Annotated in this window: 22 protein-coding genes, 1 other RNA gene, 4 pseudogenes and 1 riboswitch; of the genes and pseudogenes, 20 read left to right on the forward strand and 7 right to left on the reverse strand. The window is 37.9% G+C overall.

Annotation, left to right across the window (positions count from 1 at the left end; translation table 11 throughout):
• The 6 genes from WYK_RS07300 to kynB form a co-directional block, all read left to right on the forward strand.
• Positions 1 to 1,027 (forward strand): globin-coupled sensor protein (locus WYK_RS07300; RefSeq protein ID WP_040373886.1); only part of this gene is annotated, 1,027 nt, incomplete at its 5' end.
• A 40-nt stretch (positions 1,028 to 1,067) separates the two neighbouring features.
• Entirely contained in the window at positions 1,068 to 1,418 is a 351-nt protein-coding gene (locus WYK_RS07305) for a potassium channel family protein (protein ID WP_040373887.1), read from the forward strand.
• Between the two features lie 342 nt (positions 1,419 to 1,760).
• The gene (kynU, locus tag WYK_RS07310) at positions 1,761 to 3,044 is read left to right on the forward strand and encodes a kynureninase (protein ID WP_040373888.1); all 1,284 of its coding nucleotides are present in this window, start codon (positions 1,761 to 1,763) and stop codon (positions 3,042 to 3,044) included.
• Positions 3,045 to 3,067: 23 nt separating this feature from the next.
• Entirely contained in the window at positions 3,068 to 4,456 is a 1,389-nt protein-coding gene (locus tag WYK_RS07315) for an amino acid permease (RefSeq protein ID WP_040373889.1), read from the forward strand.
• 16 nt (positions 4,457 to 4,472) lie between these two features.
• Positions 4,473 to 5,312, forward strand: a complete 840-nt coding sequence (gene kynA / locus WYK_RS07320; protein WP_040373890.1) for a tryptophan 2,3-dioxygenase — start codon at positions 4,473 to 4,475, stop codon at positions 5,310 to 5,312.
• A 15-nt stretch (positions 5,313 to 5,327) separates the two neighbouring features.
• Entirely contained in the window at positions 5,328 to 5,957 is a 630-nt protein-coding gene (gene kynB / locus WYK_RS07325; protein WP_040373891.1) for an arylformamidase, read from the forward strand.
• A gap of 369 nt (positions 5,958 to 6,326) precedes the next feature.
• On the opposite strand, the gene tatA is transcribed toward kynB, so the two are convergent.
• On the reverse strand, positions 6,327 to 6,536 hold the full coding sequence (tatA, locus tag WYK_RS07330; RefSeq protein WP_040373892.1) for a twin-arginine translocase TatA/TatE family subunit: 210 nt from the start codon (positions 6,534 to 6,536) through the stop codon (positions 6,327 to 6,329).
• Positions 6,537 to 6,728: 192 nt separating this feature from the next.
• On the opposite strand from tatA, the gene ssrS reads away from it, so the two are divergent.
• The 7 genes from ssrS to WYK_RS07355 all read left to right on the forward strand — a co-directional run bounded on the left by ssrS (position 6,729) and on the right by WYK_RS07355 (position 12,159).
• A non-coding RNA gene (gene ssrS, locus WYK_RS23860) (6S RNA) lies at positions 6,729 to 6,925 on the forward strand.
• A gap of 224 nt (positions 6,926 to 7,149) precedes the next feature.
• A complete protein-coding gene (locus WYK_RS07335; RefSeq protein WP_040373893.1) occupies positions 7,150 to 8,448 on the forward strand; it encodes a globin-coupled sensor protein in 1,299 nt (432 codons plus the stop codon).
• Between the two features lie 79 nt (positions 8,449 to 8,527).
• Positions 8,528 to 9,010, forward strand: coding sequence for an NUDIX hydrolase (locus WYK_RS07340; protein WP_040373914.1), 483 nt, complete (start codon positions 8,528 to 8,530; stop codon positions 9,008 to 9,010).
• Between the two features lie 125 nt (positions 9,011 to 9,135).
• Positions 9,136 to 9,747, forward strand: coding sequence for an NAD(P)H:quinone oxidoreductase (gene wrbA / locus WYK_RS07345; protein ID WP_040373894.1), 612 nt, complete (start codon positions 9,136 to 9,138; stop codon positions 9,745 to 9,747).
• An 82-nt stretch (positions 9,748 to 9,829) separates the two neighbouring features.
• Positions 9,830 to 10,564, forward strand: a complete 735-nt coding sequence (locus tag WYK_RS07350; protein WP_040373895.1) for a type II toxin-antitoxin system SpoIISA family toxin — start codon at positions 9,830 to 9,832, stop codon at positions 10,562 to 10,564.
• 17 nt (positions 10,565 to 10,581) lie between these two features.
• Entirely contained in the window at positions 10,582 to 10,755 is a 174-nt protein-coding gene (locus tag WYK_RS24890) for a hypothetical protein (protein WP_161629119.1), read from the forward strand.
• A gap of 366 nt (positions 10,756 to 11,121) precedes the next feature.
• Positions 11,122 to 11,237: riboswitch (TPP riboswitch) on the forward strand.
• Between the two features lie 157 nt (positions 11,238 to 11,394).
• Entirely contained in the window at positions 11,395 to 12,159 is a 765-nt protein-coding gene (locus tag WYK_RS07355; RefSeq protein WP_040373896.1) for a 3-oxoacyl-ACP reductase, read from the forward strand.
• Positions 12,160 to 12,330: 171 nt separating this feature from the next.
• Here the strand turns inward: WYK_RS07355 and WYK_RS24500 are convergent.
• Positions 12,331 to 12,476: pseudogene (locus WYK_RS24500) on the reverse strand (YitT family protein); the annotation flags it as partial.
• 111 nt (positions 12,477 to 12,587) lie between these two features.
• Between WYK_RS24500 and WYK_RS07360 the strand changes: the two are divergent.
• The 3 genes and pseudogenes from WYK_RS07360 to WYK_RS26295 form a co-directional block, all read left to right on the forward strand.
• Positions 12,588 to 13,040 carry a MarR family winged helix-turn-helix transcriptional regulator gene (locus tag WYK_RS07360; protein ID WP_040373897.1) on the forward strand — a complete coding sequence of 151 codons (453 nt, stop codon included), beginning with the start codon at positions 12,588 to 12,590 and terminating at the stop codon, positions 13,038 to 13,040.
• Between the two features lie 25 nt (positions 13,041 to 13,065).
• Positions 13,066 to 13,581, forward strand: a pseudogene (locus WYK_RS07365) (GNAT family N-acetyltransferase).
• Between the two features lie 34 nt (positions 13,582 to 13,615).
• Positions 13,616 to 13,715: pseudogene (locus WYK_RS26295) on the forward strand (FMN-binding negative transcriptional regulator); the annotation flags it as partial.
• 313 nt (positions 13,716 to 14,028) lie between these two features.
• Here the strand turns inward: WYK_RS26295 and WYK_RS07370 are convergent.
• Complete coding sequence (locus tag WYK_RS07370) at positions 14,029 to 14,565, reverse strand: DinB family protein (protein WP_051387369.1); 537 nt, start codon at positions 14,563 to 14,565, stop codon at positions 14,029 to 14,031.
• Between the two features lie 360 nt (positions 14,566 to 14,925).
• On the opposite strand from WYK_RS07370, the gene WYK_RS07375 reads away from it, so the two are divergent.
• Positions 14,926 to 15,309: a hypothetical protein gene (locus WYK_RS07375; RefSeq protein ID WP_040373898.1), complete on the forward strand. Its 384-nt coding sequence runs from the start codon at positions 14,926 to 14,928 to the stop codon at positions 15,307 to 15,309.
• A gap of 200 nt (positions 15,310 to 15,509) precedes the next feature.
• Here WYK_RS07375 and WYK_RS07380 read toward each other — a convergent pair whose 3' ends face one another.
• Entirely contained in the window at positions 15,510 to 16,304 is a 795-nt protein-coding gene (locus WYK_RS07380) for a histidinol-phosphatase HisJ family protein (RefSeq protein WP_040373899.1), read from the reverse strand.
• 262 nt (positions 16,305 to 16,566) lie between these two features.
• Between WYK_RS07380 and WYK_RS07385 the strand changes: the two genes are divergently transcribed.
• From WYK_RS07385 to WYK_RS07395, 3 genes and pseudogenes are all read left to right on the forward strand, one after another.
• Complete coding sequence (locus tag WYK_RS07385) at positions 16,567 to 17,385, forward strand: Cof-type HAD-IIB family hydrolase (protein WP_040373900.1); 819 nt, start codon at positions 16,567 to 16,569, stop codon at positions 17,383 to 17,385.
• 146 nt (positions 17,386 to 17,531) lie between these two features.
• Positions 17,532 to 18,061, forward strand: a pseudogene (locus tag WYK_RS07390) (thioredoxin domain-containing protein).
• Positions 18,062 to 18,107: 46 nt separating this feature from the next.
• Positions 18,108 to 19,169 carry a DmpA family aminopeptidase gene (locus WYK_RS07395; protein ID WP_040373901.1) on the forward strand — a complete coding sequence of 354 codons (1,062 nt, stop codon included), beginning with the start codon at positions 18,108 to 18,110 and terminating at the stop codon, positions 19,167 to 19,169.
• A gap of 69 nt (positions 19,170 to 19,238) precedes the next feature.
• On the opposite strand, the gene WYK_RS07400 is transcribed toward WYK_RS07395, so the two are convergent.
• From WYK_RS07400 to WYK_RS07415, 3 genes are all read right to left on the reverse strand, one after another.
• Entirely contained in the window at positions 19,239 to 20,216 is a 978-nt protein-coding gene (locus tag WYK_RS07400; protein WP_040373902.1) for a bile acid:sodium symporter family protein, read from the reverse strand.
• 629 nt (positions 20,217 to 20,845) lie between these two features.
• Positions 20,846 to 21,661: an endonuclease/exonuclease/phosphatase family protein gene (locus WYK_RS07410; RefSeq protein ID WP_040373904.1), complete on the reverse strand. Its 816-nt coding sequence runs from the start codon at positions 21,659 to 21,661 to the stop codon at positions 20,846 to 20,848.
• A 4-nt stretch (positions 21,662 to 21,665) separates the two neighbouring features.
• Entirely contained in the window at positions 21,666 to 23,327 is a 1,662-nt protein-coding gene (locus WYK_RS07415) for a PTS transporter subunit IIBC (protein ID WP_040373905.1), read from the reverse strand.
• Between the last annotated feature and the right edge of the window lie 117 nt (positions 23,328 to 23,444).

Here is a 23,444-nt window from a genome sequence, read left to right on the forward strand (position 1 = left end):
AAAGATAACACTCACCAAGCATATTTATGAAATGTTTTCAGGAAAGATTAATCAAGATTATATCAAACAGCGTACAATCATTGCCCATGTTCATGTGCGAATCGGTCTTGAACCCACATGGTATATGTGTGCTTTTCAGGATTTACTGCTGTCTGTAAATACTATAATTACACCCCATATGCAAACGATTAAGGAATATTCGGATGTCATGGCGGCTATTACGAAAATTTTCAACTTAGAGCAGCAGATTGTCTTAGAAGCTTACGAGCGGGAAAATAAACGAATCAGGCAAGGAATTGAGGATAGTCAATTAAATCTCAAAGTAAATGTTAACAGTTCTGCACAGGAATTAGCTGCTATCAGTGAGGAGACGAGCTCGTCCTCTATCGAAATTAACCATAAATTAACGGATATACGTTCTTTAACATCAACTGGGTTGGATATAGCAATTGAAACCGAGAAAAAATCGAAGGAAGGGGCAGCTCGATTAAAGCAGGTAGAACAAATTATGAATCAATCACAGCTTCATATGCAGAAAATATCCGCTGATATGAGTAACCTAACCGAGACTTCGAAACAAATTAACAGTATTGTCACCGTGGTAACATCTATTGCTGAACAAACCAATTTACTTGCATTAAATGCAGCAATAGAAGCAGCTAGAGCAGGAGAGAATGGGCGGGGCTTTGCGGTAGTAGCTGACGAAGTTCGTAAGCTCGCTGAGTCTACTAAGAAATCGGTTTTGGAGGTTTCAACCTTAATAAAAGCCATTCAAACTTACACGGAAACCATACATGATTCGATCCTGTCGGTAAATGGTGATATTAAGCATGGTACGGAAGAGTCTATTGAAACGAACCTATTTTTCGCTCAAATACTAGATTCGATGTTTCAAATGAAAGACCAGAATGTAAGAATAGCAGATGAAATGGTTGACTTGACTTCGATTTTTGAGGGGATTAACCAAGCGTTTGAACAGGTTGCCACGTCTTCTGACCAATTGACACAACTTACTTCTTCATTATAAAATACACTCTTAAACTTTTATTTTAGTAAGGAGTTAGTTGATGATTTCATTTTTACTTACCTTAAAAAGACTTGTAACGGCGCTTATTCATGCCTTCAAAGAAAAAGAGTTTCAAGTCTTGTTTTTTCTTATTTTGCTAACATTGGTATCAGGTGCCATCTTCTACTCAACGGTTGAAAACCTAGCCGTGCTTGATGCCCTATATTTCAGTGTGATGACCTTAACAACGGTTGGAGACGACAGCTTTACCCCAAGCACCACATTTGGAAAACTATTTACGATGGTATATGCCATTGCTGGAATTGGGCTTATGTTCGGATTTATTAGCAAGATTGCCTTTAGCATGCAAAGCGGGTACCTAAACAGAGATAAAAAAGAAGATGAAAAGTAAAGGAAAAGCAAACCCACTATTTTCAAGGGTTTGCTTTTTTGATGGCTGATGAGGAATCAACTACCAAAGGGTAAGGGCCTAATAAAATCGGAAATGGGCCAAATAACCCCCACCTTATAGAAAAATGATGTTACTCGAGAAGCCGTTTATATGAAAAAAGAGCTTTTTCAGTTTTCGGAGTTCATTCACGATTATTTTCTTTTGCATTGATGAAGATTGTTGAATTCGAATAGAGGGTAAACAGGAATTATTCTTCTTCTGTCGAATGTTAGTTATAATCGGCTGGCATTATAAATTTATGTCTAATCATATAGATGGATTTTATGAAAACGGAGGGATATCATGAATAGGCAGTTCGAAACTTCAAAGGAATATGCAATGCATTTAGATTTAATCGATCCACTGGCATCTTTTAGGGATGAATTTTATCTTGATCCAGAGACAATTTATCTGGATGGGAATTCTTTAGGGCTGCTGTCCAAGCGAGCTGAAGCAAGTCTACTTTCATCACTGGAAGATTGGAAACAGTATGGAATTGATGGCTGGACAAAAGGAGTGACTCCTTGGTTTACTCTTTCCGAAAAGCTCGGTGCTTTGACTGCTCCATTAATTGGAGCACAAGCAGATGAAGTCATTGTGACGGGTTCTACTACAATTAATTTGCACCAATTGACAGCTACGTTTTATCATCCCTCAGAGCAAAGGACTAAGATTCTTGCTGATGAGTTAACGTTTCCTAGCGATATTTATGCATTACAGAGCCAGCTGAGGCTTCATGGGTTTGATCCTGAACAACATCTAGTTCAAGTAAAGAGTCGAGATGGTCGTATTTTAGAAGAAGATGATATTATTGCGTCAATGACAGATGAAGTGGCTTTAATTATTCTTCCAACCGTTCTTTATCGCAGCGGGCAAATTCTTGATATCCCTCGTTTAACTAAGGAAGCACATAATAGAGGTATTTTGATAGGATTCGATGGCTGCCATTCGGTAGGGGCCGTCCCTCATTATTTTGATGAATGGGATGTTGACTTTGCGTTTTGGTGCAATTACAAGCATCTGAATGCTGGGCCTGGCAGTGTTGCAGGATTATATGTCAACAAGCGGCATGTTGGTATTTTACCTGGCCTTACAGGCTGGTTTGGCTCAAAGAAGGATAAACAATTTGATATGGAGTATACCTTTTCACCAGCCCAAGGTGCCGGATCGTTCCAGATAGGGACACCGCATATCTTAAGTATGGCACCTTTAAAGGGATCACTTGAACTGTTTGCTGAAGCAGGAATAGAGAGAATTCGTGAAAAATCGTTAATCTGCACACAGTATTTTAGTGATTTAATAGAATCTGAGTTAGCTGGACTCGGGTTTGAAATCGGTCATCCACGTGAAGATAAGCGAAGAGGTGGGCATATTTGCTTGGAACACCTCGAGGCGGCGAGAATCTGTAAATGCCTTAAAGAAGAAAAAATCATCCCAGATTACCGTGAACCCAATATTATTCGGTTGGCTCCTGTTGCTCTTTATAATACATATCTGGAGGTATGGGAGACGGTTCAAACTTTGAAAAGAATTGTAAAAGATAAGCAATATGAAAAATTTGAAAATAAGCGTGAAGTGATCGCTTAAGGGTTTAGAAAAGGTGATGAAACATGGAAAAAAAACAAGGCGGTTCACTTAAACGTGAACTAAAAACAAATCAATTAACGATGATTGCGATGGGCTGCGCAATTGGAACGGGATTATTTCTTGGCAGTGGACTAGCTATATCAACCGCTGGACCAAGTGTGCTCCTTAGCTATGCATTAGGCGCTTTTATTGTTTTGCTTCTGATGGGATGCTTAGCCGAAATGACGGTGGCGTATCCGACGTCTGGATCGTTTGGAACCATTGCTGAGAAGTATATCAGCCCAATGGCTGGTTTTCTGGTTCGTTATTCGTACTGGATTGCGAATGTCTTAGCGGTTGGGGTGGAAGTAAGTGCAATTGCGGTATATATGAAATATTGGTTCCCTACGATTCCTGGAGTCGTCTGGATTGTGCTGTTTGCAGCGATTCTTATTTATGTAAATGTCACAAGTGTTAATACGTTTGCTTCATTTGAATATTGGTTTTCTATGATTAAAATTAGTGCAATTGTCTTGTTTGTTTTATTAGGAGCGTATGTGCTGCTTGGAGCAGATTCTCCATCTAAAGGCTTTAGCAATTATGTGAACGATGGTGGTTTCATGCCATTTGGTGTGTGGGGATTATGGGTGGCAGTCTTTATCTCTTTATTCAGTTTCCTGGGTACGGAGATGATTGCGGTCACAGCAGGTGAAGCAAGAGATCCTGATGTCGCCGTTCCAAAGGCCTTGAAAGCGACCGTTTTCCGCTTATCGACTTTCTATGTTCTTACGATTGGTATAATGCTGCTGATCGTACCTTGGCAGTCTGCAGGGATTGAAGTAAGTCCATTTGTGAAGGTAATGGAAATATTGAATATTCCCGGAGCATCTGGCGTTATGAATTTCATTATTCTAACAGCTGCGCTCTCAGCAATGAACAGCCAGCTGTATGCCTCAACTCGAATGGTTTTTGCGCTTGCACAGCAGAAACAAGCACCGTCTTGGTTCAATCAGGTGAATAAAAAAGGGGTTCCATCTAGAGCTGTTGCTGTTTCAACACTAGGTGTTATTCTTGCAGCTCTCGTTAAGGTACTGTCTCCGGATACTTCTTATGCGTTCATGATGGGAATTTCAATGTTTGGAGCGATTTTTACTTGGTTCATGATCTTTGTTTCTCATTTATATTTCCGAAGAAACTGGGACAAGAGAGGCGGCAGGCAGTTGCCGGTCCGGATGATCGGTTTTCCTTATTTAACAATATTAGGCGGTTTATTGTTGGCAGCCTTAATGATTTCGACTTGGTTCACAACATCATTTAAAATTGTTCTTCAATTCGGAGTGCCATGGCTGATTTTCCTGTGTATTGCGTTTATGGTGATGAACTGGACAAAGAATTCACCTCCAACCGACACGAAAAATAAACGAGTGAGCTGACTCGCAAGGGGGCAATATCGTGAACCAAGATGAGAAGAAATTAGATACAGGGATTCGGACTGATTTTAAAAAAGAGATGTCATATGGTGATTATTTGCATTTAGACAGTATTCTTTCTAGTCAGCACAGACTGTCTGATCATCACGATGAGATGCTATTTATCATCATTCACCAAACAAGTGAATTATGGATGAAATTAATTCTTCATGAATTGAAAACGGCCATTGAAAGCATTCAGAAGGATGAATTAGAGCCTTCTTTTAAAATGCTGTCTCGAGTTTCGCGAATTCAGCAGCAGCTTATACAATCATGGAGTGTCTTAGCAACCTTGACACCTGCTGAATACATGCAATTTCGGGATAAGTTAGGGGCCAGCTCAGGTTTTCAATCTCATCAAAATCGGTTAATTGAATTTGCCCTTGGTCAAAAGAATCCACAACTATTAGCAGTATTCCGTCATCAAACGGAACTCGCTGCGAGTATGGAGAGAGCACTTAAAGCACCTAGTATCTATGATGCAGCCATTACTGCTCTGGCTGCTAGAGGTCTGCCAATCGATCAAAGCGTGCTGAATCGAGATTTTTCACAAACCTATGAAGTGAATGAAAGTGTTGAAAAGGCTTGGCTGATGGTTTATCAAAACGTTGAACAATATTGGGACTTATATGAGCTGGCAGAAAAACTGATCGATATTGGCAGCCAACAGCAATCCTGGCGGTTCAGTCATATGACGACAGTAGAAAGAATAATCGGACATAAAACAGGAACAGGTGGTTCAGCAGGGGTTTCCTATTTAAAACGGGTGCTAGATCAGCAGTTTTTTCCTGAATTATGGACTTTGCGAACCAAACTATAAAGGGGGAAATGAATGATGTCAGATTGGATTGATATTTCTCAAGCGTTAAATACTAAAACTGTAGGGTGGCCGGGCGATACCAGTTTTTCCTATAATCTCAGTTGTACGAAAGCCGAAAGCGGCTCCGTAAATGTTGGAAATATCAAAATGAGTACTCATTTTGGTACGCATATCGATGCACCCTTTCACTTTGATGACCACGGCAAAAAAGTTCATGAACTAGATTTGGATATCTATATTGGCCCCGCCTTAATCATTGAATGGAAGGGAAACGGTACACTTAAAGCAGCTGATTTTAAAAATATTGAATTTGGAGAGACATCCAGGGTGCTGATTCGAACGAATAGCTGGAAAGATCGTTCAGCTTTTCCTCAATCTATCCCATCCATTGATCTTGGATTGCCAAAATTCTTGGCAGAAAAGGGGATTCGTTTACTTGGATTGGATTTACCATCAGTCGATCAATTAGACAGCAAAGACCTGCAATCTCATCATGAACTGGCCAAAAACGGTATTCACATTTTAGAAGGTCTTGTTCTTGAGAACATCGAACTCGGTTGGTACGAGTTATCGGCACTCCCGCTTTCATTAACAGGCGCTGATGGGAGTCCAGTCCGAGCAGTGGTTCGGAAACTAAGTAAATAAACTATTAAAACCCAATGAAGTGTGGATTCATTGGGTTTTAATTCCGTTTAGTATTTCAATAACAATCTCGTTAGAATATGCATTTATAGCTCAGCGATGGCTGCTGAGTGAGAAAAACATACCAATTTATCCTTTAATTGAAGGCGCAAAAGAGAAATAAAAAAGAAGGTTGTATCTGCAAGGATTAGGTGTTATACTGACATAGCGATGAGCTAATTTGCGTAAGACGCGAGACACTAAGCTTCGGCTTAACGTAGGGATGTGGCCCAACGGTCTTTCGCCGCAAACGCATCAGACGCCTGCATTTATGCAGGCGTCTTTCTATTTGTTTTACACACACAAAAAAAACAGACCTCGTAGGATCTGTTTTTACTTTGTTGAAACGTCTTTTTTGGCAAGTTCAATATCTTGTTGGACATCGCTTTTTATATCACTAGTAATATCATTAGTGGCTTTTTTGAATTCACGTAATGAGTTCCCCACAGCACGGCCGATTTCAGGCAGTTTATTTGGTCCAAAGATGATTAAAGCTAGGACTAAGATAATAATCAGTCCGGGTACCCCAATGTTTGATAACATTATTTTGTTCAACTCCTACATGTTTTAAATCTATGTCCATTATATCTCTTTGGTAAAAGATTGCAAATAGAAATGGTTTAAAGGGCAGAGAATATACATTAATGAAGTACTGCGTTAAAAATATATTAAAAAAAGTTCTGAGTTGGAAGTTTTTGTACTTGTATTTTTCTTTCAGATTGGATATTATACATATACAAGCTGCGTTGTACGTAACGATAATTAAGTTTTAACCTTTAAGTTGTAACAGGGAGTTTTATTATCAAAGCAGGAATGTCAGGCCTCTACAGTAAATGTACTGAGGACATACAGGATTGCTTTTGCGAGCACCCACTTTTTGACAAAGTGGTCTAAAACTTTCTTACACTATTTACGGCAAAGGCGGCTTCTACTTTAAACACGCAAACCAGTTCCTTTTGGAACTGGTTTTTTTATGTGTATTTTTTATTGAAGTCTGGGAAATTTTTCTTTCCATTTGTCTTCCTTCACAGTAAAATAATACTACTATATAAAAATAACACACTAAGAAAAGGAAACGTGGATTATTCTTTCGCTAACTGGGCGCTTGAAAGGATAGGAGTGAGTAGCGCAACCGGCCAATAAGGGGATAAAGGGAATGCTAGGATTACTAAAGAAGAGGTCAGATAATACCCATTGGTTAGTGCAAGAAAATAAAACAGATATCTCTATCAGCGTTACTGATCCAGCTATACTACAGAAAATGAAGATGATCCGCCTTTCTGAATCAGATTTACACGTAATAAAATGCCTGCAGCCAGTAGTTGAGGAACATATTGAACAACTGGTTGATGATTTTTATTCCACTATTATTGAAGTTCCTTCTTTGAAACATATGATTGAAACGTATAGTATGCTCGATAAACTAAGGTCAACATTGAAAATACATGTGATTGAGTTGTTTTCCGGTCATATCGATGAAAAATTTTTAGAAATAAGGAATAGAGTGGCGAAAGCTCATTATAAAATTGGGTTGCAACCAGCTTGGTATATGGGTGCTTTTCAAAATTTACAAAATTCGTTGTTGACCATTATTTGTAAAAAAACTGAGAATAATGAGGAACTTCAAAAACTATTGGCGGCTGTTACCAAAATATTTAGTTTAGAACAGCAAATTGTTTTAGAAGCTTATGAACGTCAAAACGCTGAAATGATGCATAAAACATACACGCAAGGACGGCAGGCTATCCAAAGCGAAATTACCGTAGTAAGCCATGATCTGGTTTCATTGGCAGAGAAGACAATTGCATCGGTTGAAACCTTGGTAAACAGCAGTATAGAAGTAAAGAATCAAATGGCAGCTAGTATCGAACAATCAGAAACGGTCCAAGCAAAGTCAGTAGAAGGACAGGAAAAGTTAAATGAATTATTGACAAAGATTTATTTAATCAACAATGATACACAAGCCATGACAGACCGTACTCTTCAATTAGTGACATCGACTCAACGAATTAAAGAGATTGTCCGCATCGTGGAGGAAATTGCTGAAAAAACAAATATGCTTGCCATTAATGCTGCGATTGAAGCTGCTCGAGCGGGGGAACATGGCAGAGGATTTGCCGTAGTATCACAAGAGGTCAGAAAGCTTTCTGAGCAAACGAAGGATTCCGTTTCGGAAATTCGTACACTTATTACTGCTTCGGACGTAAATACGGAGAAAGTAATGGAATCACTTAATCATGTTAAATCGGCAGTCGAGTCAGGAGTAATGACCTCAAAAGAGACAAAGCAAGTTTTCACACACATAGCAGAATCAATTATTGAAAGTGCTCGCACTTTATTTACCATTGATAGAAAAATGAACGAACTTGTCTATGTGATTGAAGAAATTGGAGAAGCAACAGCAAGCGTTTCAGCTTCAGCGGAACAGTTGAATGGAATAGCTATTAAAGGGTAATTTCGGATAGTGGTATATGGGATTAGTACTAGATGATGGAATCATATTCTTGATATTATTTTTTGGGAGAGGGCTAACATTGACTACTACCTATGTAAAATGGGGGCAATCAAGAATAAAATTAACTTGGGAAAAAAACAGCATACTCCCCCAAAATCATATAATTACATCTGTACATGGCTTTTGTTTTCAAGATGATCAATTATTATTGGTCTTTAACCATCGAGGTTGGGATTTTCCTGGAGGACACATGGAAACAGGTGAAACGCCAGAGAAGTGCTTTAAACGGGAAGCCTTGGAAGAAGGATATGTTGAAGGAGATTGTATAGTGCTTGGATACATAATCGTTGACCATAGTGAAAATCCGTTATGGACAGCGAACAGTCCGTATCCTAAGATTGGTTTTCAAGTGTTTTACAAAATGAATATAACCAAACTGCTTCCATTTGAAGGGGAATATGAATCTGCTCAACGTATGTTTATTTCTCCTTACGATGTTTCCTCTACTTATCATGAATGGAATAGCCTTTATCAAGAGATATTGAATTGCGCTCTAGACTAGGAGCGTATAGACCTTCGAAATATGAAGGTCTTTTTTTGATTTCATCAAATCTTTTGAAAAAATGATTACAATTTGCATGGTTATGGGTAGTTAAAGAATAACGAATATCTATGGAGGTAATAAATATGTCGACGGTTAAATTAGCGATTATCTATTATAGCTCTACCGGAACGAATTATCAGTTAGCTTCTTGGGCTGCAGAAGCAGCAAAAGAAGCGGGTGCAGAGGTAAAGATTCTTAAGGTTAAGGAAACAACTCCAGCAGAAGTAATTGAAGGAAATGAAAAGTGGAAAAGGACAGTTGAGAAAACGAAGGAAATAGCAGAGGTGGCGCTAGAAGACTTGGAATGGGCAGATGCATTTATTTTCAGTACGCCAACACGTTATGGAAATGTACCGGCACAGTTTCAGCAGTTTTTAGATACAACCGGCGGCCTCTGGGCAGAAGGGAAACTTGCTAATAAAGTTGTGAGTGCCATGGCTTCCGCTCAGAATCCACATGGTGGTCAGGAAGCGACGATTCTCTCGCTTTATACATCTATGTATCATTGGGGTGCAATTGTGGCAGCTCCGGGCTATACGGATCCAGTGACGGTTACTGCAGGTGGAAATCCTTATGGAACGAGCGTTACTGTCGACCAGGAGGGAAAAATGCAGGAAGACGTGGAGGAAGCGGTGAAGTATCAAGCAAAACGAACGGTTTCAGTTGCAGAATGGGTGAAAAAAGGCTTGGAGTAAGAAAAGATTTTAATAAATTGGAAAAATAAAGGGAAATGAAAGAGTGAACTCGAACCTTTCTTTTAAAGGGGGATCGAGTTCTATGCTTTTGTTTTTCAGGGTTTTTGTTTGGGTTATATTTACAGCACTCCTGGCATATGTTTTTCTATCATGGAGAAATAAGGAAGCGGTAAGTAAAAAAATCGAAGTAATCCGGAAAACGTGGTATCTTATATTTATTTTAGGTGCTCTAATTTTTTGGACAGTTCATCCGATGAGCATCTTTGACAGCTGGAAGAATTATATAATTGTTGCAGTTATTATTGTTTTAATTGATATGTTTGTTTTTCTGAGTATGTATATCTCTAAGGTTGGCGATCATGAGCTTACAGCTGCAACGAAAGCAGTAGCCGAAAATGATAAAGTATTAACGGACAACCGAGAAAAAATAAAAAACATGTTTTCTTTATTGAAAAAAGAGGGGATTCCTGAGTATTACCAAACCAATCAGGAGTATCTTGACTATTTAAGTATCCTCTTACAGGCTTATGTGGAGAAGGATGGAATGAGTGTTCATATCTTGCCTTTTAAAACGGACCAAGATAAACAATTGGCACTTACTGGGTTAAACGACTTGAATACAAGTGCTATCCGTGCTACATTGGAAAGAGAGGATACGTATTACAACGATGAAGAGAAGATGGCGCTTAATCCTGTTAGTATTTTAACTGACCCATATATCATAAAAGTCAAATCACGTTCCTTTGTATCTGAAGTAGATTGTTTACTTATAGCTCTTCTGATTATGATCTTTGATATGGTAATAAAGCAGCGATAAAGGCGGTGATGGATAAAATGAGTATCTACGATAAGGGCAGTGAACATGCTTCTGTAGCAGTTAGAAAACCAAAGGTAAAAACACCAGAAGTCGGTTTAAGTCCCCAGACAAAAAAACTAATGGCTCAAAATGAGCAAATTATCCATAAACAAAAACGAACGGTATTCAGTCGTTTGAAAGCAATTTTTTAAAAAAGAGCAAGGAAACTAATTTCCTTGTTCTTTTTCATGTTTTTTTACATACTGCATATACTACAGAAAATCATCAGCTTTGAAAAAGGACGGATCTCATGAATCGAAAACCGAGCAGAGTAAACATACCCGAACCATCACCAGCACCATCGGATCAAAAAATGCATGAAAATAACGTGTATCTCCTAAAGTACTTGGAAAACCTAAAGAAAAAACGCTGGAGATTATTATAGAAGGAGATTAAAGAAAGGCGGAATTTTTTAAAAATGCTGCCTTTATTTAATCTCGGACAAATCAATTTAATAAACCCGTACTAAGACTATACATTCATGTGAAGCTACTATATAATACTAAAAGAATTGAATAAAATATAACTAGGGGAGTCCAATTAAGTAGGGCTGAGAGAGAAGTACGTTGAAACTTCTTGACTCTTGGGACCTGATCTGGCTCATACCAGCGTGGGGAAGTTAGCATTATTTAAAACAATACTTCTAATCATAAGCCGGGTCCAACTTATTTGTTGGATGCCGGTTTTTTTATACTGATTAGTCCTTTAGATTCGACTAGGAGAGTATGTAATGGCTCCACTTATGTTGAATGAAACCGAGATTTATTCTTTTATTGAAGGAGTTGTTTTTTATGGAATTAAAAGATCAAGTTGTATTAGTGACGGGTAGTAGTAGAGGACTAGGTGCAGCAATCGCCAAAGCATTTGGACGTGAAGGATCTCGCGTCATTGTTAATTATTTTCAGAATGAAGAAAAAGCTCAACAAGTAGTAGACAGTATCGGTAAGGACCATGCTATGGCCATTAAAGCTGATGTTAGGAATCAATCTGACATAGAGACCCTATTCAAGTTGGCTAAAAATCATTTTGGTGAGAACATTACTACAGTCGTAAACAATGCATTAGTAAATTTCCAATTTGATGCCACAAACAGAAAGACAGCAGAAACAATCACATGGGATGAGTATCAAGTACAACTAGAAGGAAGTGTAAAAGCGTCACTACATACTGTACAAGCAGCTATCAATGATATGGAGCAAAGAGAATTTGGGCGTTTTATCAATATTGGCACAAACCTTTTTCAAAATCCTGTGGTGGCTTATCATGACTACAATACAAGTAAGGCGGCTTTACTCGGTTTTACACGCAGCATGGCCAAAGAATTAGGAGCAAAAGGCATTACTGTAAACATGGTCTCTGGAGGACTTTTAAAACAAACAGATGCTAGCTCAAAAACATCTGCTGAAGTCTTTACAATGATCCGAGATAGTACACCATTACAAAAGGTCACAAGTCCAGAAGATGTTGCTGATGCAGTCTTATTTTTTGCATCCCCTTGGAGCCGTGCCGTTACTGGTCAAAATTTAGTAGTGGATGGCGGATTAGTGATGGATTGAAAGGATATAAAACACATAGCTTTCACATGGTATTTGTAAGGGGTCTCTTTATTGGCTAAAAATATTTTTAACTCCTTAAAACGTTCTTGTTAAATAAAATATGAATAGTTATCCCGATTGAATTGATTGAAGGAAGTTTCGTACCCTAGAATGTTTCAGGTATTGTCTTTCTATTATTACTTCCCAACTTCCCACAGTAAGCCCCACATCTTTGGACAGTCCTACCAAAAGTGCATCAAAAGGTGAAGTTCAAGGTCTGATTGTCTAGTCAAGGAAATACCAAGGGTTAATATTAAAATTCCTAATACATAACATATTTGACTTTACTCAACTTCTTATTTTTGTTGCAAATGCAATAAATTAAAGTTAGACTGAATGCGTACTACTCATGTTGCATTTGCAACAAAAAATTATTCAAAGGAGTAAATATGAAGGAAATTCTACGTGAGATTGGAATGATAGCGAGGGCATTAGATTCTATAAGTAATATAGAGTTTAAAGAATTTGACCTTACAAAAGGGCAGTATTTGTACCTTGTTCGAATATGTGAAAACCGAGGAATCATTCAAGAAAAGTTAGCTGAAATGATAAAAGTAGATCGAACAACGGCAGCTCGTGCAGTACAAAAACTTGAAATTAATGGCTTTATTGAAAAGAAGGGAGATGCACATAACAAAAAAATTAAAAAACTCTTTCCAACAGAAAAGGGAGAAAGTGTTTATCCTTTCATAAAAAGAGAAAATGATTATTCCAATATCATGGCATTAGAGGGGTTTTCCGAGAAAGAAGCAGAAACCACTTTCAACCTTCTCCAAAGAATAAGAGAAAATGTAGAAAAGGAATGGGGATTTGTTAAAAAAGGGACCAAGAGAAATTATTGATTATATAAAGGAGCGAAATATTCAAATGACTATTAATATAAAAAAGTGTACCCTTGAAGATTCCCACGAACTTCAAGAAATTAGTCATGAAACGTTTAATGACATTTAAGCATCAAAATTCACCCGAAAACATGGATGCCTATTTGGAAAAGGCGTTTAACTTAAAACAATTAGAAAAAGAATTATCCAATCCTTCCTCGCAATTCTATTTTGTTTATTTTAATAATGATGTCGCTGGATATTTGAAGGTAAACATCGATGATGCTCAGTCTGAAGTAATAGGTGACGAATCACTTGAAATTGAAAGGATTTATATTCGAAACAAGTTTCAAAAACATGGGCTTGGGAAGTGCCTCCTAAATAAAGCGATGGAAATTGCAGCGGAACGTAAAAAAATAAAATCTGGCTAGGTGTATGGGAAAAAAACGAAAATGCTATTGCTTTTTATAAGAAAAAGGGGTTTGTTCAGACGGGAGCCCACTCTTTTTATATGGGTGATGAAGAACAAGTCGACTATATAATGACCAAAACACTCATATAACTTTTTTGAATGAAAAGTCAAAGATGTTGATGGAATTTGGAGTTTTGTTCAAAAAAAAGTTCTTTGGCACGATTGTCACAACAGAACAATGGAAACCAATTGCCACTTATTTGCCATTGCAGTTAATTGAAAAATGTGTATAATTCAAAAAAACAGCATAATTTGAATGTTTTCTATGGTCCGCAACAATCAATGTTGGTCTGTTCCGAGAGAAAACTCACAACATTGTTGTGTCACGGAAGGATAATAGCCTAGGAGAAACTGTTTAATAGTTATCTCTTAGGCTTTTTTGTTTTTTTAGGTAAGGATAAACTAGGAGGTGTTTGTTTAAATGAATACAAACTGGATTAAAGTTTTTGTAAAAAACCGCGAATCGACCCAGGAGTAACCTCTCCAACTAAAGGTTAATGATGAAAAATCCAAGGTAGATCGTCTTTGGAATAGAACCTATTTCAGTTTTAGATAATCGGTAGTTGGAAAATTTTTTTTAATTGTTCGTATCTGACCACGATGGTTTATTTCGTCCTCCATGACGTGAAACCAAAGGTAGTAGTTATTATAAGGAATCCCATTCTCCCATTGGTTTTCCTCGTATAACCAGGAATCGGTCTTTGACTTAAGCTGTATCAAAGTGTTTTCTCTAACTAGATTTAATTCTTTGAGGTAATAATCAAGAGATTGGTCTTTAATACTAGCTTTAGCATTGTCTCCAAGTTCTAACGCTGTTCCCCATTTCAATTGCTCATGTTCACCTAAATCCCTGTTTTCAAATGCAATAATTTGATGAACAAACTCAATTGAAGCAATGTGTAATAAAAGCGCACCAATAGAATTTGAAGTATCATTTCCTATGTAATCTAATTCATTTTGACGGAGGCTGCTTATTTCATTCAATGTAATTTCTCGTGTATGTTCAAGCATAGAAACAAGTTCCCCGATTCTATCTGTAAAGTTGTCTTTTGTTATTATCCTATAATCGATCATAATTTCTCCCCTTATTCCTTGTTCTTATAAAATTATCACAATGAAAAAGGAAATAAAAGGATGATGTTTCTTTGTGTGCAATGGTATAATCTTGCCTATAAAGCAAAGCCATGCTGTTTTTCAAACAATGACGTGTATATCCTTTATACATAAACTCTTATTCTTCCTTCTATTTATCTTACATAATAACAAAGGACTCTATCTCCTAATAAATGTTCAGGAGTTTTTCTCGAACAAGAAACAGTTAGAGTTAACGTTTGCCTAACGGTGATGTCTAAAAAAGGGGGAATAGGGTGAAAAGCTATCTTTTTATATTGTACATGCTTGTGGCTCTTGTCCTTACCGGTTGCTCAAAAGAGGATGTCGGGGGGAAAACCCCTAAAAGTCTATATCAATAGTGATCAACAAAAGTATGAAGCAACGCTAGGAACTTATTGTTGGAAAGCAACCTGTGTTGGTACGGTTGGACCCGTTGAACTGTTGAAGAAAAAGAAGTCGGTTCAAGTAAAGCCTGGCGAAAACATAACTATCTTCATGGACTACGAACCAAAACCGAATGAATACACACTAATACTACTTAATGGAGACCTTGAAAAGGAAATCTCGCTCAAAGAACAAGGGTTTTCCGCCCCAATACAAAAAGGGGTATATGTTTATTATTATAGTGTAGGGTGGATGGATGAAAAGGAAGAACATGTATCAAACGGAGATGCTTACTATGCATTAGCTTTGGAAGTAAAGTAGGGATTCTGTAACCCATAGTAGTCAATTAAGTTATTCTTCAAGTCACGTTTCTCTTTACAGTTCCTCCTGATTTCTAAATTTAAATCATTGATAGAATATAGAAAACTCCCCCTACAACGCAACAAAAAGAATATAATGTGTCACCACAATTTAAAAAGCGTGCTTATTGGTCATCTCAGACTTTTAAGCACGCTTTTATGTTATGTCAGCTCTATTTTCATTGGAATTCTATTTTCAAATTTATATACGTGTGTAAACCCACATTGTTTCGCCATAGCAGCAGCGTCCTCTATATTCGCACCGACATCTTTTACAAAGTGAGAATCGGAACCAAGCGTCAGAATTTCGCCGCCTAATTGATGATAAAGTGAGAGAACATCAATAGATGGGAGGGACTGCTTCAAATTCCCTCTAAGTCCTGAGGTATTTATTTCAATACCAATATTCCGATCGATTGCTTTCTTTAAAATAGCTTCTATTACGTCTTTGTGATCCTCAAACGTATACATCCCGATAGTTTTGACCGCATAGCGTTTTAATAAGTCTAGGTGTGCAATGACATCTATATCAGCAGTACATACCATTTTATATACTTCTTCAAAATACCCTTGATAAGCTTTGTCGGCCGGCACCTGTTTTAGATAGGCACTTAATTTTAGATTATCTATATTATGAACAGATCCTAAAATAAAATCTAAGTTTAACGGTGTCAGTATGCTTTCGTATTTTTCTTTAAGTAAGTGCGGTTCGCACAGTTCAATGCCAGCTTTGATGATTAATTGACTGCCAAACTCTTCTCGGCACTCGTTAATTTCGGAAAAATAACGATCGAAATTCATATGTCCATATGTGGGCGCAAGGGGATTTACTGAAAAGTGTTCCGTAAAGCAAAGCTCTTTAATCCCTTTTTCTATGGCTGCCATACAGACATCTTTCATTGAAGCTTTAGAATCGAATGAATGGTTTGTATGATGATGATAATCCATTATGTGCATAAGCTTTGATATCCTCTCGGTGATGACGTTTAACAAATCTTTATATAAATAAGTCTAGCAAATGATATGGAATGTGGCAATGAAGGGGTGTTTGCTAGTGGGCACACCTAATGAGTCATACGATAAAAACTCGAAAAAAACATATTATTAAACGTCTTCTAGACCAATCAGTGGTAAAATTGAAGAAGTATTGAGTTGTATGTACAACCATAGTATGATGGGTTCCTATCAATTATCTTAACAAAAGTGGAGGCACGTATATATGAAATGTTTTTCGATAGATTTAGACGGAACATTATTAAACTCAAATCATCAAGTATCTAAAGAAAACTTAGAAGCTATATATGAGTTGAAAGCAAGAGGGCATGAAGTGATTTTAAACACTGGCCGTGCCTATTCGGATGTAGTTAAGATTGAAGATTTACAAAAACTTGAACTGCCGATCTTTTGTATAAATGGCGCAGTTTTATATACCAAAAACAGAGAACTTTTATATGAAACAACATTGCCTGCTTCAACCTATCAAGAGGTATTTACGGCATTGAATACATTAGATGTCGGCATATTGGTTTATACCAACTATGGTGGTTTTCCATCCACGCTTCCACCGCTGCACAAAAAAAGTGAAGAAGAGTTGAATCAGCTTTTCTTAGAAACAGATTACACGGAGCTCCTTGCAAAAGACGATTTAAAAGTATATAAACTTATTGCATTGGTACATCCTAGTCAGGTTCGAAAAATAGAAAGTGTCAAAATGGCATTAAAAGATGTTTTGGGGATATCAACGGCTTCGTCTTTTCCTAATAATGTTGAGATTACGTCAGATGAAGCACATAAAGGGAAGGCCTTGTTACGCTATCAGCAATTAATGAATCTTTCCTTTGAAGAGATTATTGCATTTGGCGACGGAGGAAACGATCTCGGGCAATTCGAGGTAGCGACTACTTCAGTCGCGATGGCTAATGCACCTATATCTATTCAAGAAGCAGCGGACATCGTAACAAAATCAAATGACGAAAACGGATTTGCTTATGCAGTGAATCAGATTTTAAAGAATGATCCAAAACCAATTTTAATTTGATGGATCTAAGAAAATGTCTTCGAGACATTTTCTTTTTTACTATAAATATCTGAATAATCAAATATTTAAGGTTGACACATTTAGTAGGGATTACTATAATTTATGGAAATATGAAAATAGTGTTTTGAAGAAAGTGAGTGGAATTAATGGGAAACCAGATTGAAAATACGGAACTAAGTTACGGTCATAAAGAAGCACCTGTTACGGTTGAAGTATTTTTAAATTTAACATGTCCGTATTGTGCATCTTTTTTAGTTTGGCAGAAGAGACTTTAAAAGACTACCTAGATAATGATCAAGTCACTTATATTATTAAACATTATGATAAACCTAGGGAAATGCTGTTAAATGGGACATTAGTTAATTTATTTTTAGATTACGAGGATTCGTCCCGTGTAAGGGATATTATGAAGGAATTATTTGAAACACAAGAACAATGGGACCAATTGAATAATCAAGAAATAAAAAAGTTATTGACAGATAACTATCAATTAAAGGAAGAACCAAAGAACACGGATATCAGTTTGAAGGTAACGGCTGAGGCAATTCAAAGACAAGTAAAAATGGTGCCGACGATTTTTATTAATAACAAGGAATACCAATATCCAACTGAGATATCAGCAGCGGAATTAACCGGTGAGATTGAGTCGGCATTAGCTAGTAAAATTACGTACTAGAACAGAAGGAGCATAGTCTCCTGTCTGTTTTGCCTTGGAGGACTTCATGGAAAAAGTAAAAGGTCTTAAAATAGGTAAACTACCAACAGGAAAGAAGAATTGTATTACGGATGTTGCAGATGTAAGAGTAGGGCATGTTACACTGGATTTTCCGTTAGATGCAGATGGAGAGGAAGCGGCTTGCACGGGTGTGACTGCAATTCTGCCACATGGAGGAAATATATTTAAGAAAAAAGTAACAGCAGCTAGTTATGTACTTAATGGTTTTGGCAAGTCGACTGGACTTGTCCAAGTTAATGAACTTGGTGTTCTTGAGTCACCTATTATGCTGACTAATACGTTTGGAGTTCCTGCGGTTACTCAAGGGACGCTGGAATATATGCTGAAACAAAATCCTGAGATTGGGGAGACAACCGGAACGATAAATATTGTTGTTGGGGAATGTAATGATAGTCATTTAAATTCGATTCGACAGTTCCCAGTTCAATCTAAACATGCAGTGGAGGCGATTCTAAAGGCCGCTGCAGATAAGGCTGAAGAAGGAGCGGTTGGAGCAGGGAAAGGGATGATTTGTTTCGGATTTAAAGGAGGGATAGGAACATCTTCTAGAGTTATTAAACTGGACAAATTCGGGGTGCAGTATACAATTGGCTGTTTAGTTTTAAGTAACTTTGGCAAGGAAGAGGAATTTCTAACAGATACATATGCGGGGCTGACAGAGACTCTTCAACAGGGGCTAACCGAGACATCTGATGGATCCATTATTATTATTCTAGCAACGGATGCCCCATTAAGTGACAGACAGTTGTTAAGAGTAATAAAGCGTTGTGGAATCGGGCTTGGCAGGACGGGGAGTAATGTGAGTCATGGAAGCGGCGATATTGTTATCGGTTTTTCAACAGCTAAAAGTATCCCGCACGACTCTGAAAGCCACTATGAAACATATAAACTGCTACGAGAGGACCATTTCATATTTAACCAATTGTTTGTTGCTGCCGCTGAAGCTACAGAAGAAGCAATCTTACATTCACTTTTACAAGCTGAAACAACCAAAGGCAGAAAAGGGCGTATCGTTCATCAATATTCTAACCGAAAAGAAGGAAGCTAAAAGGCGTAATCACTTACGCCAGAGTATATGAATCTTCCATATATGTTTTTCCTCCATTCTAATTAAATCCTAATTCTGTCGACTAGTTGCGTTAGTTAGTAGTTCAAATTTCTTTTTATAATAACGATCTACGAAATGTCCGAAATTCGAAGCGAGAATTTGTTGGAAAAGCATCCCCACCACAACAGGAACAGCAACCTGAGCAGGGAAATAGGAAACAGCAAGTACTGCGCCAGCACTGATGTTGCGCATCCCGCCTAAGAATGTCAGAGCGACGACATTCTCTCGGTCCATCTTCATTCGAATTCCCATAAGAAAAGAAAATAAATACCCAGTGAATGCAATGATAAACACAACAATAATAATGGAGAATAGCTTCCAATCAATCGTACGTAAATAGGGTGCAATAATAGAGCTATTTAACAAAACGACGATTCCAAGGAATAGTTTTGAAAAAGGTGAAAGATAGGGGGCAATCGTTACTTTTGCCTTTCCTTTGGTTACCTGGTTACATACCATTCCAGCAATGGAAGGGATAACAACCATCCATAATAAACCGCTCATCATGCCGAAAATATTCATTTCAATTTTTTCGCCAACTAAAATGGCCATGGAATATGGAACAATAAAAGGAGATAAAAACGTATCAATTAAAATAAGTGTAAGGGTAAGCGCAATATTTCCCCGATAAATGGTCACCCAGATAACACTTGTAATACCTGTTGGGATAATCATACCAAGAATTAGGCCGGTAATCGTATGAATATCACCACTGAACACTACATGTCCAACCCCCCACGCCCAAAGCGGCATAATCACATGGAGAATACACAAGGTAATTAAAATAGGCTTAGGTTGAGCCACTACATGTTTAAATGATTTGAAAGTAGAGCCCAAACTTCCTGTAAAGGTTATACATGCAAATAACCAAGGTACCAAGAACTTATAACTCTCTACATACGGAGCTAGGATCACACCAAGGATGACACTAATTGGGGTGATATAGGCCATTTTCCCTTCTAAAAAAATATTCATTTTTTGAAGCATTATATGTACACTCCTTCAAGATGAAACTCCGTTCATTATATCGTGAATATTCCGGCAAAGGAAAATAAATAGTAAGGGAAGATAGTAAATCTAATTGATACAAGAAGGAGAATTTGAAGCAGCTATTTTAGCGGCTATATTAAAAGAGGTTCGGAAAGTTTCATCCCGAACCTCTTTTGCATTTTGAACATATTTTATGGAAGTTTTCCTGCTTATCAAGTTCTCTGGATCACTTGTGTGCTCCTTAATGACCTTTGATTCTTCCTTTTCGAACTTATCAGTCAGAAAGGGTTTTATTTCGTAATTTCCCCGATATTGGTTGTTTTCCTCCTGAATCTGTTAAAGTGTATCCTTTGATAGAAGGAATTTTTGAGATTAATTTTAAGATAGACCGTTGATTGGAGTGGAAGGCGTGAAGACTCCAGCGGGAAAAGCGGGACAGGTAAGACCCCGCAGGAGCGTAAGCATTGATGCGGCTTACCGCCCGCCCGCGGAAAGGGAAACGCCTGGAACGGAAATCAACAGCCCCATTTTAAAACTAAAAAAGAAGACTGTAGACAAGCTTGATTTTCACCCGAGTTTGTCTACAGTCTGAGATTCACACAATGTGCGTATCTTTTTACTTTCCCTTAGCTTTCCCAGTCAATACTAATACCAAAATGATCAGAAATGATCGGATAGTTTTTCCCATTAAAGATTACTTCAGAGTAGTGAACTTGAATCGGTTTATTGGTAAAAATAAAATCAATTCGTAAGGGTTCGTGATTGTCTGACCAACCATCTATTTGCTTTTGGATGGTATATCCATTATCACGTTTAGAAGCTAGGAGATAGGTGTCCAACCAGTTTTTCGTTACTAAGGAATATCCTTCGTCTGACGATTGGGCAGGGTTGTTTAAATCACCTAGTAGAAAAATAGAACCAGATAGTACTGAAAAATGGGCTTCACAGGCTGTCCATTGATCTGCGAAGGCTTCGCGTTCGTCATTCCACCATCCGAGATGAAGGTTAAAGTACCAAGTATCTTTAACTTGAATTCCAAGAACTTTACGAGATTTATAATCCGTATAATCGGTTGATTGTGAGGCATAAAAGGTCTGGATGTTTTGAATAGGGCAGCGGCTTAAGAAGGCTAAGCCCTCATCATACATATCGTACCCAATATGTGACGGCTCCCAGGTCCAGTTGTAATGAAACCCTTTTGCAGCAAGTTTCTGCTGCAAAAGCCATGCGAAATTATCTTTTTTGATTTGATTATCAAACGTTGAAGCTTGGTAGTCTTGTAGATGACTAGCGTCAATTGATTCTTCCTTAATGGTTTGGTTGACTTCCTGCAGCGAAATGAGATCATAGCCTTCAGTAATAATAGCGTCGCACAGGATATCTAGTTTTTCTACCTGTTTTTCTTCCATCCAACTATGTGTATTTAAGGTTAGTAGTTTCACCTTGTTACGCTCCTAGACGGTCATTAATGTCGGACTTTAAAACATCTGCTTTTGGACCGTAGACAGCTTGTATGCCATTATCTTTTTTTATTAATCCTAATGCACCAAGTTTTTTCCAATCTTGTTCGTTTCCAACTAATGTCGGATCTTTCACGGTTACACGAAGTCTTGTCATACATGCATCTACGTCCGTAATGTTATTCGGACCACCTAAGATCGAAATGATTCCATCAACTTGTTTGTCTGCCGGAGCTGATTCCGCAGTTTGCGATGATGGTGCCGCATTTTCTTCATCTGTACTGCTTTCATCAATGTAATTACCTAAACGGCCAGGCGTAGCAATTTTGAAACGGCCGATCATGTAATAGGATACAAAGTAGGCGATACAGAAGAAGACGACACTACTAATGACAAAGTTAATGATATCTCCTGTTAATCCTGCATTGACAGACATAGGTATACGTGTGAGAAATTCTAGGTTACCAAAAGAATGTACACGTAAGTTAATCAAATCAGCCAGGGCAAAGGAAGCTCCTTGAATCACTGCATAGACTACATAGAGTAAGGGAGCTGCAAACATGAACATGAATTCAAGTGGTTCAGTTACACCTGTTAAGAAGACGGCAAGTGCTGCAGATAAGAAAATCGTTTTATATTTTTTGCGTTTGTCTGCATCCGTTCTGCGATACATAGCGAAAGCTACTCCAAGTAATGTACCGGTTGCACCAATCATTTGTCCAACTTTGAAACGAGCGGGAGTAACTTCATTTAATAATGCAGTATACGCCGCGGTATCTCCGGCATTCTTCATGTTGACCAAATCACTAACCCAAGCCAGCCACAATGGGTCTTGTCCAAAAACTTGAGTGCCAGCGTTAGCACCTGTCATAATTTCATATGTACCACCAAGGGCTGTATAATTCACAGGAATGGTTAACATATGATGTAATCCGAATGGTAAGAGAAGTCGTTCTAACGTTCCATAAACGAATGGCGCTAAAATAGGTGCGGTATCACCTGAAGTGGCAATCCACTGGCCAAAATTATTAATCCCAGTTTGAACAAATGGCCAAACAACAGCTAATACAATAGATACAATTACTGACCAAAGGATAACGACAAAAGGTACGAATCGTTTACCATTAAAGAATGCAAGTGCGTTCGGCAATTTACGGTAATTATAATATTTATTGTAGACGATGGCTCCGACAAATCCGGAAATTATTCCAACGAAAACGCCCATGTTCAAAGCTGCAGAACCAAGAATGGATGTGAAGTACCCGTTAACGAGAATTTCTGATCCAAAAAGGGTTTCTGTGGTTGCACCTTCAGTTGTCAGCATATCAGCATTGACACCGAAGATTGCACCGGTTGTAACATTTATTAGTATAAAGGCTAAAAGGGCTGCAAATGCTCCACCGGCACGCTCTTTAGCCCATGAACCGCCAATTGCAACAGCGAAGAGCAAATGTAAATTTCCAATTATTCCCCAACCGAGACTCTCCATTACACCGCCTATTGTAGCGACGAAATGAATATCCCCTCCAAACATGACAATCATTTTACCAATACTAATCATTAATCCAGCTGCTGGCATGACAGCTATTACAACCATTAGTGCTTTACCGAGTTTTTGCCAGAAATCAAATGAAAATAACTTTTTCATCTTTTGTACATCTCCCTTGATGAATTATCTATGCAAACGATTGCTTTCGTTTGATTATACTCTCGACTGTTTGAAATATGCAAGCGCTTTTTTAAACAAATGTTGAGAAATAATAGT

Source organism: Peribacillus psychrosaccharolyticus ATCC 23296, from assembly GCF_000305495.1.
In the GTDB taxonomy this organism is placed as follows: Bacteria; Bacillota; Bacilli; order Bacillales; family DSM-1321; genus Peribacillus; species Peribacillus psychrosaccharolyticus.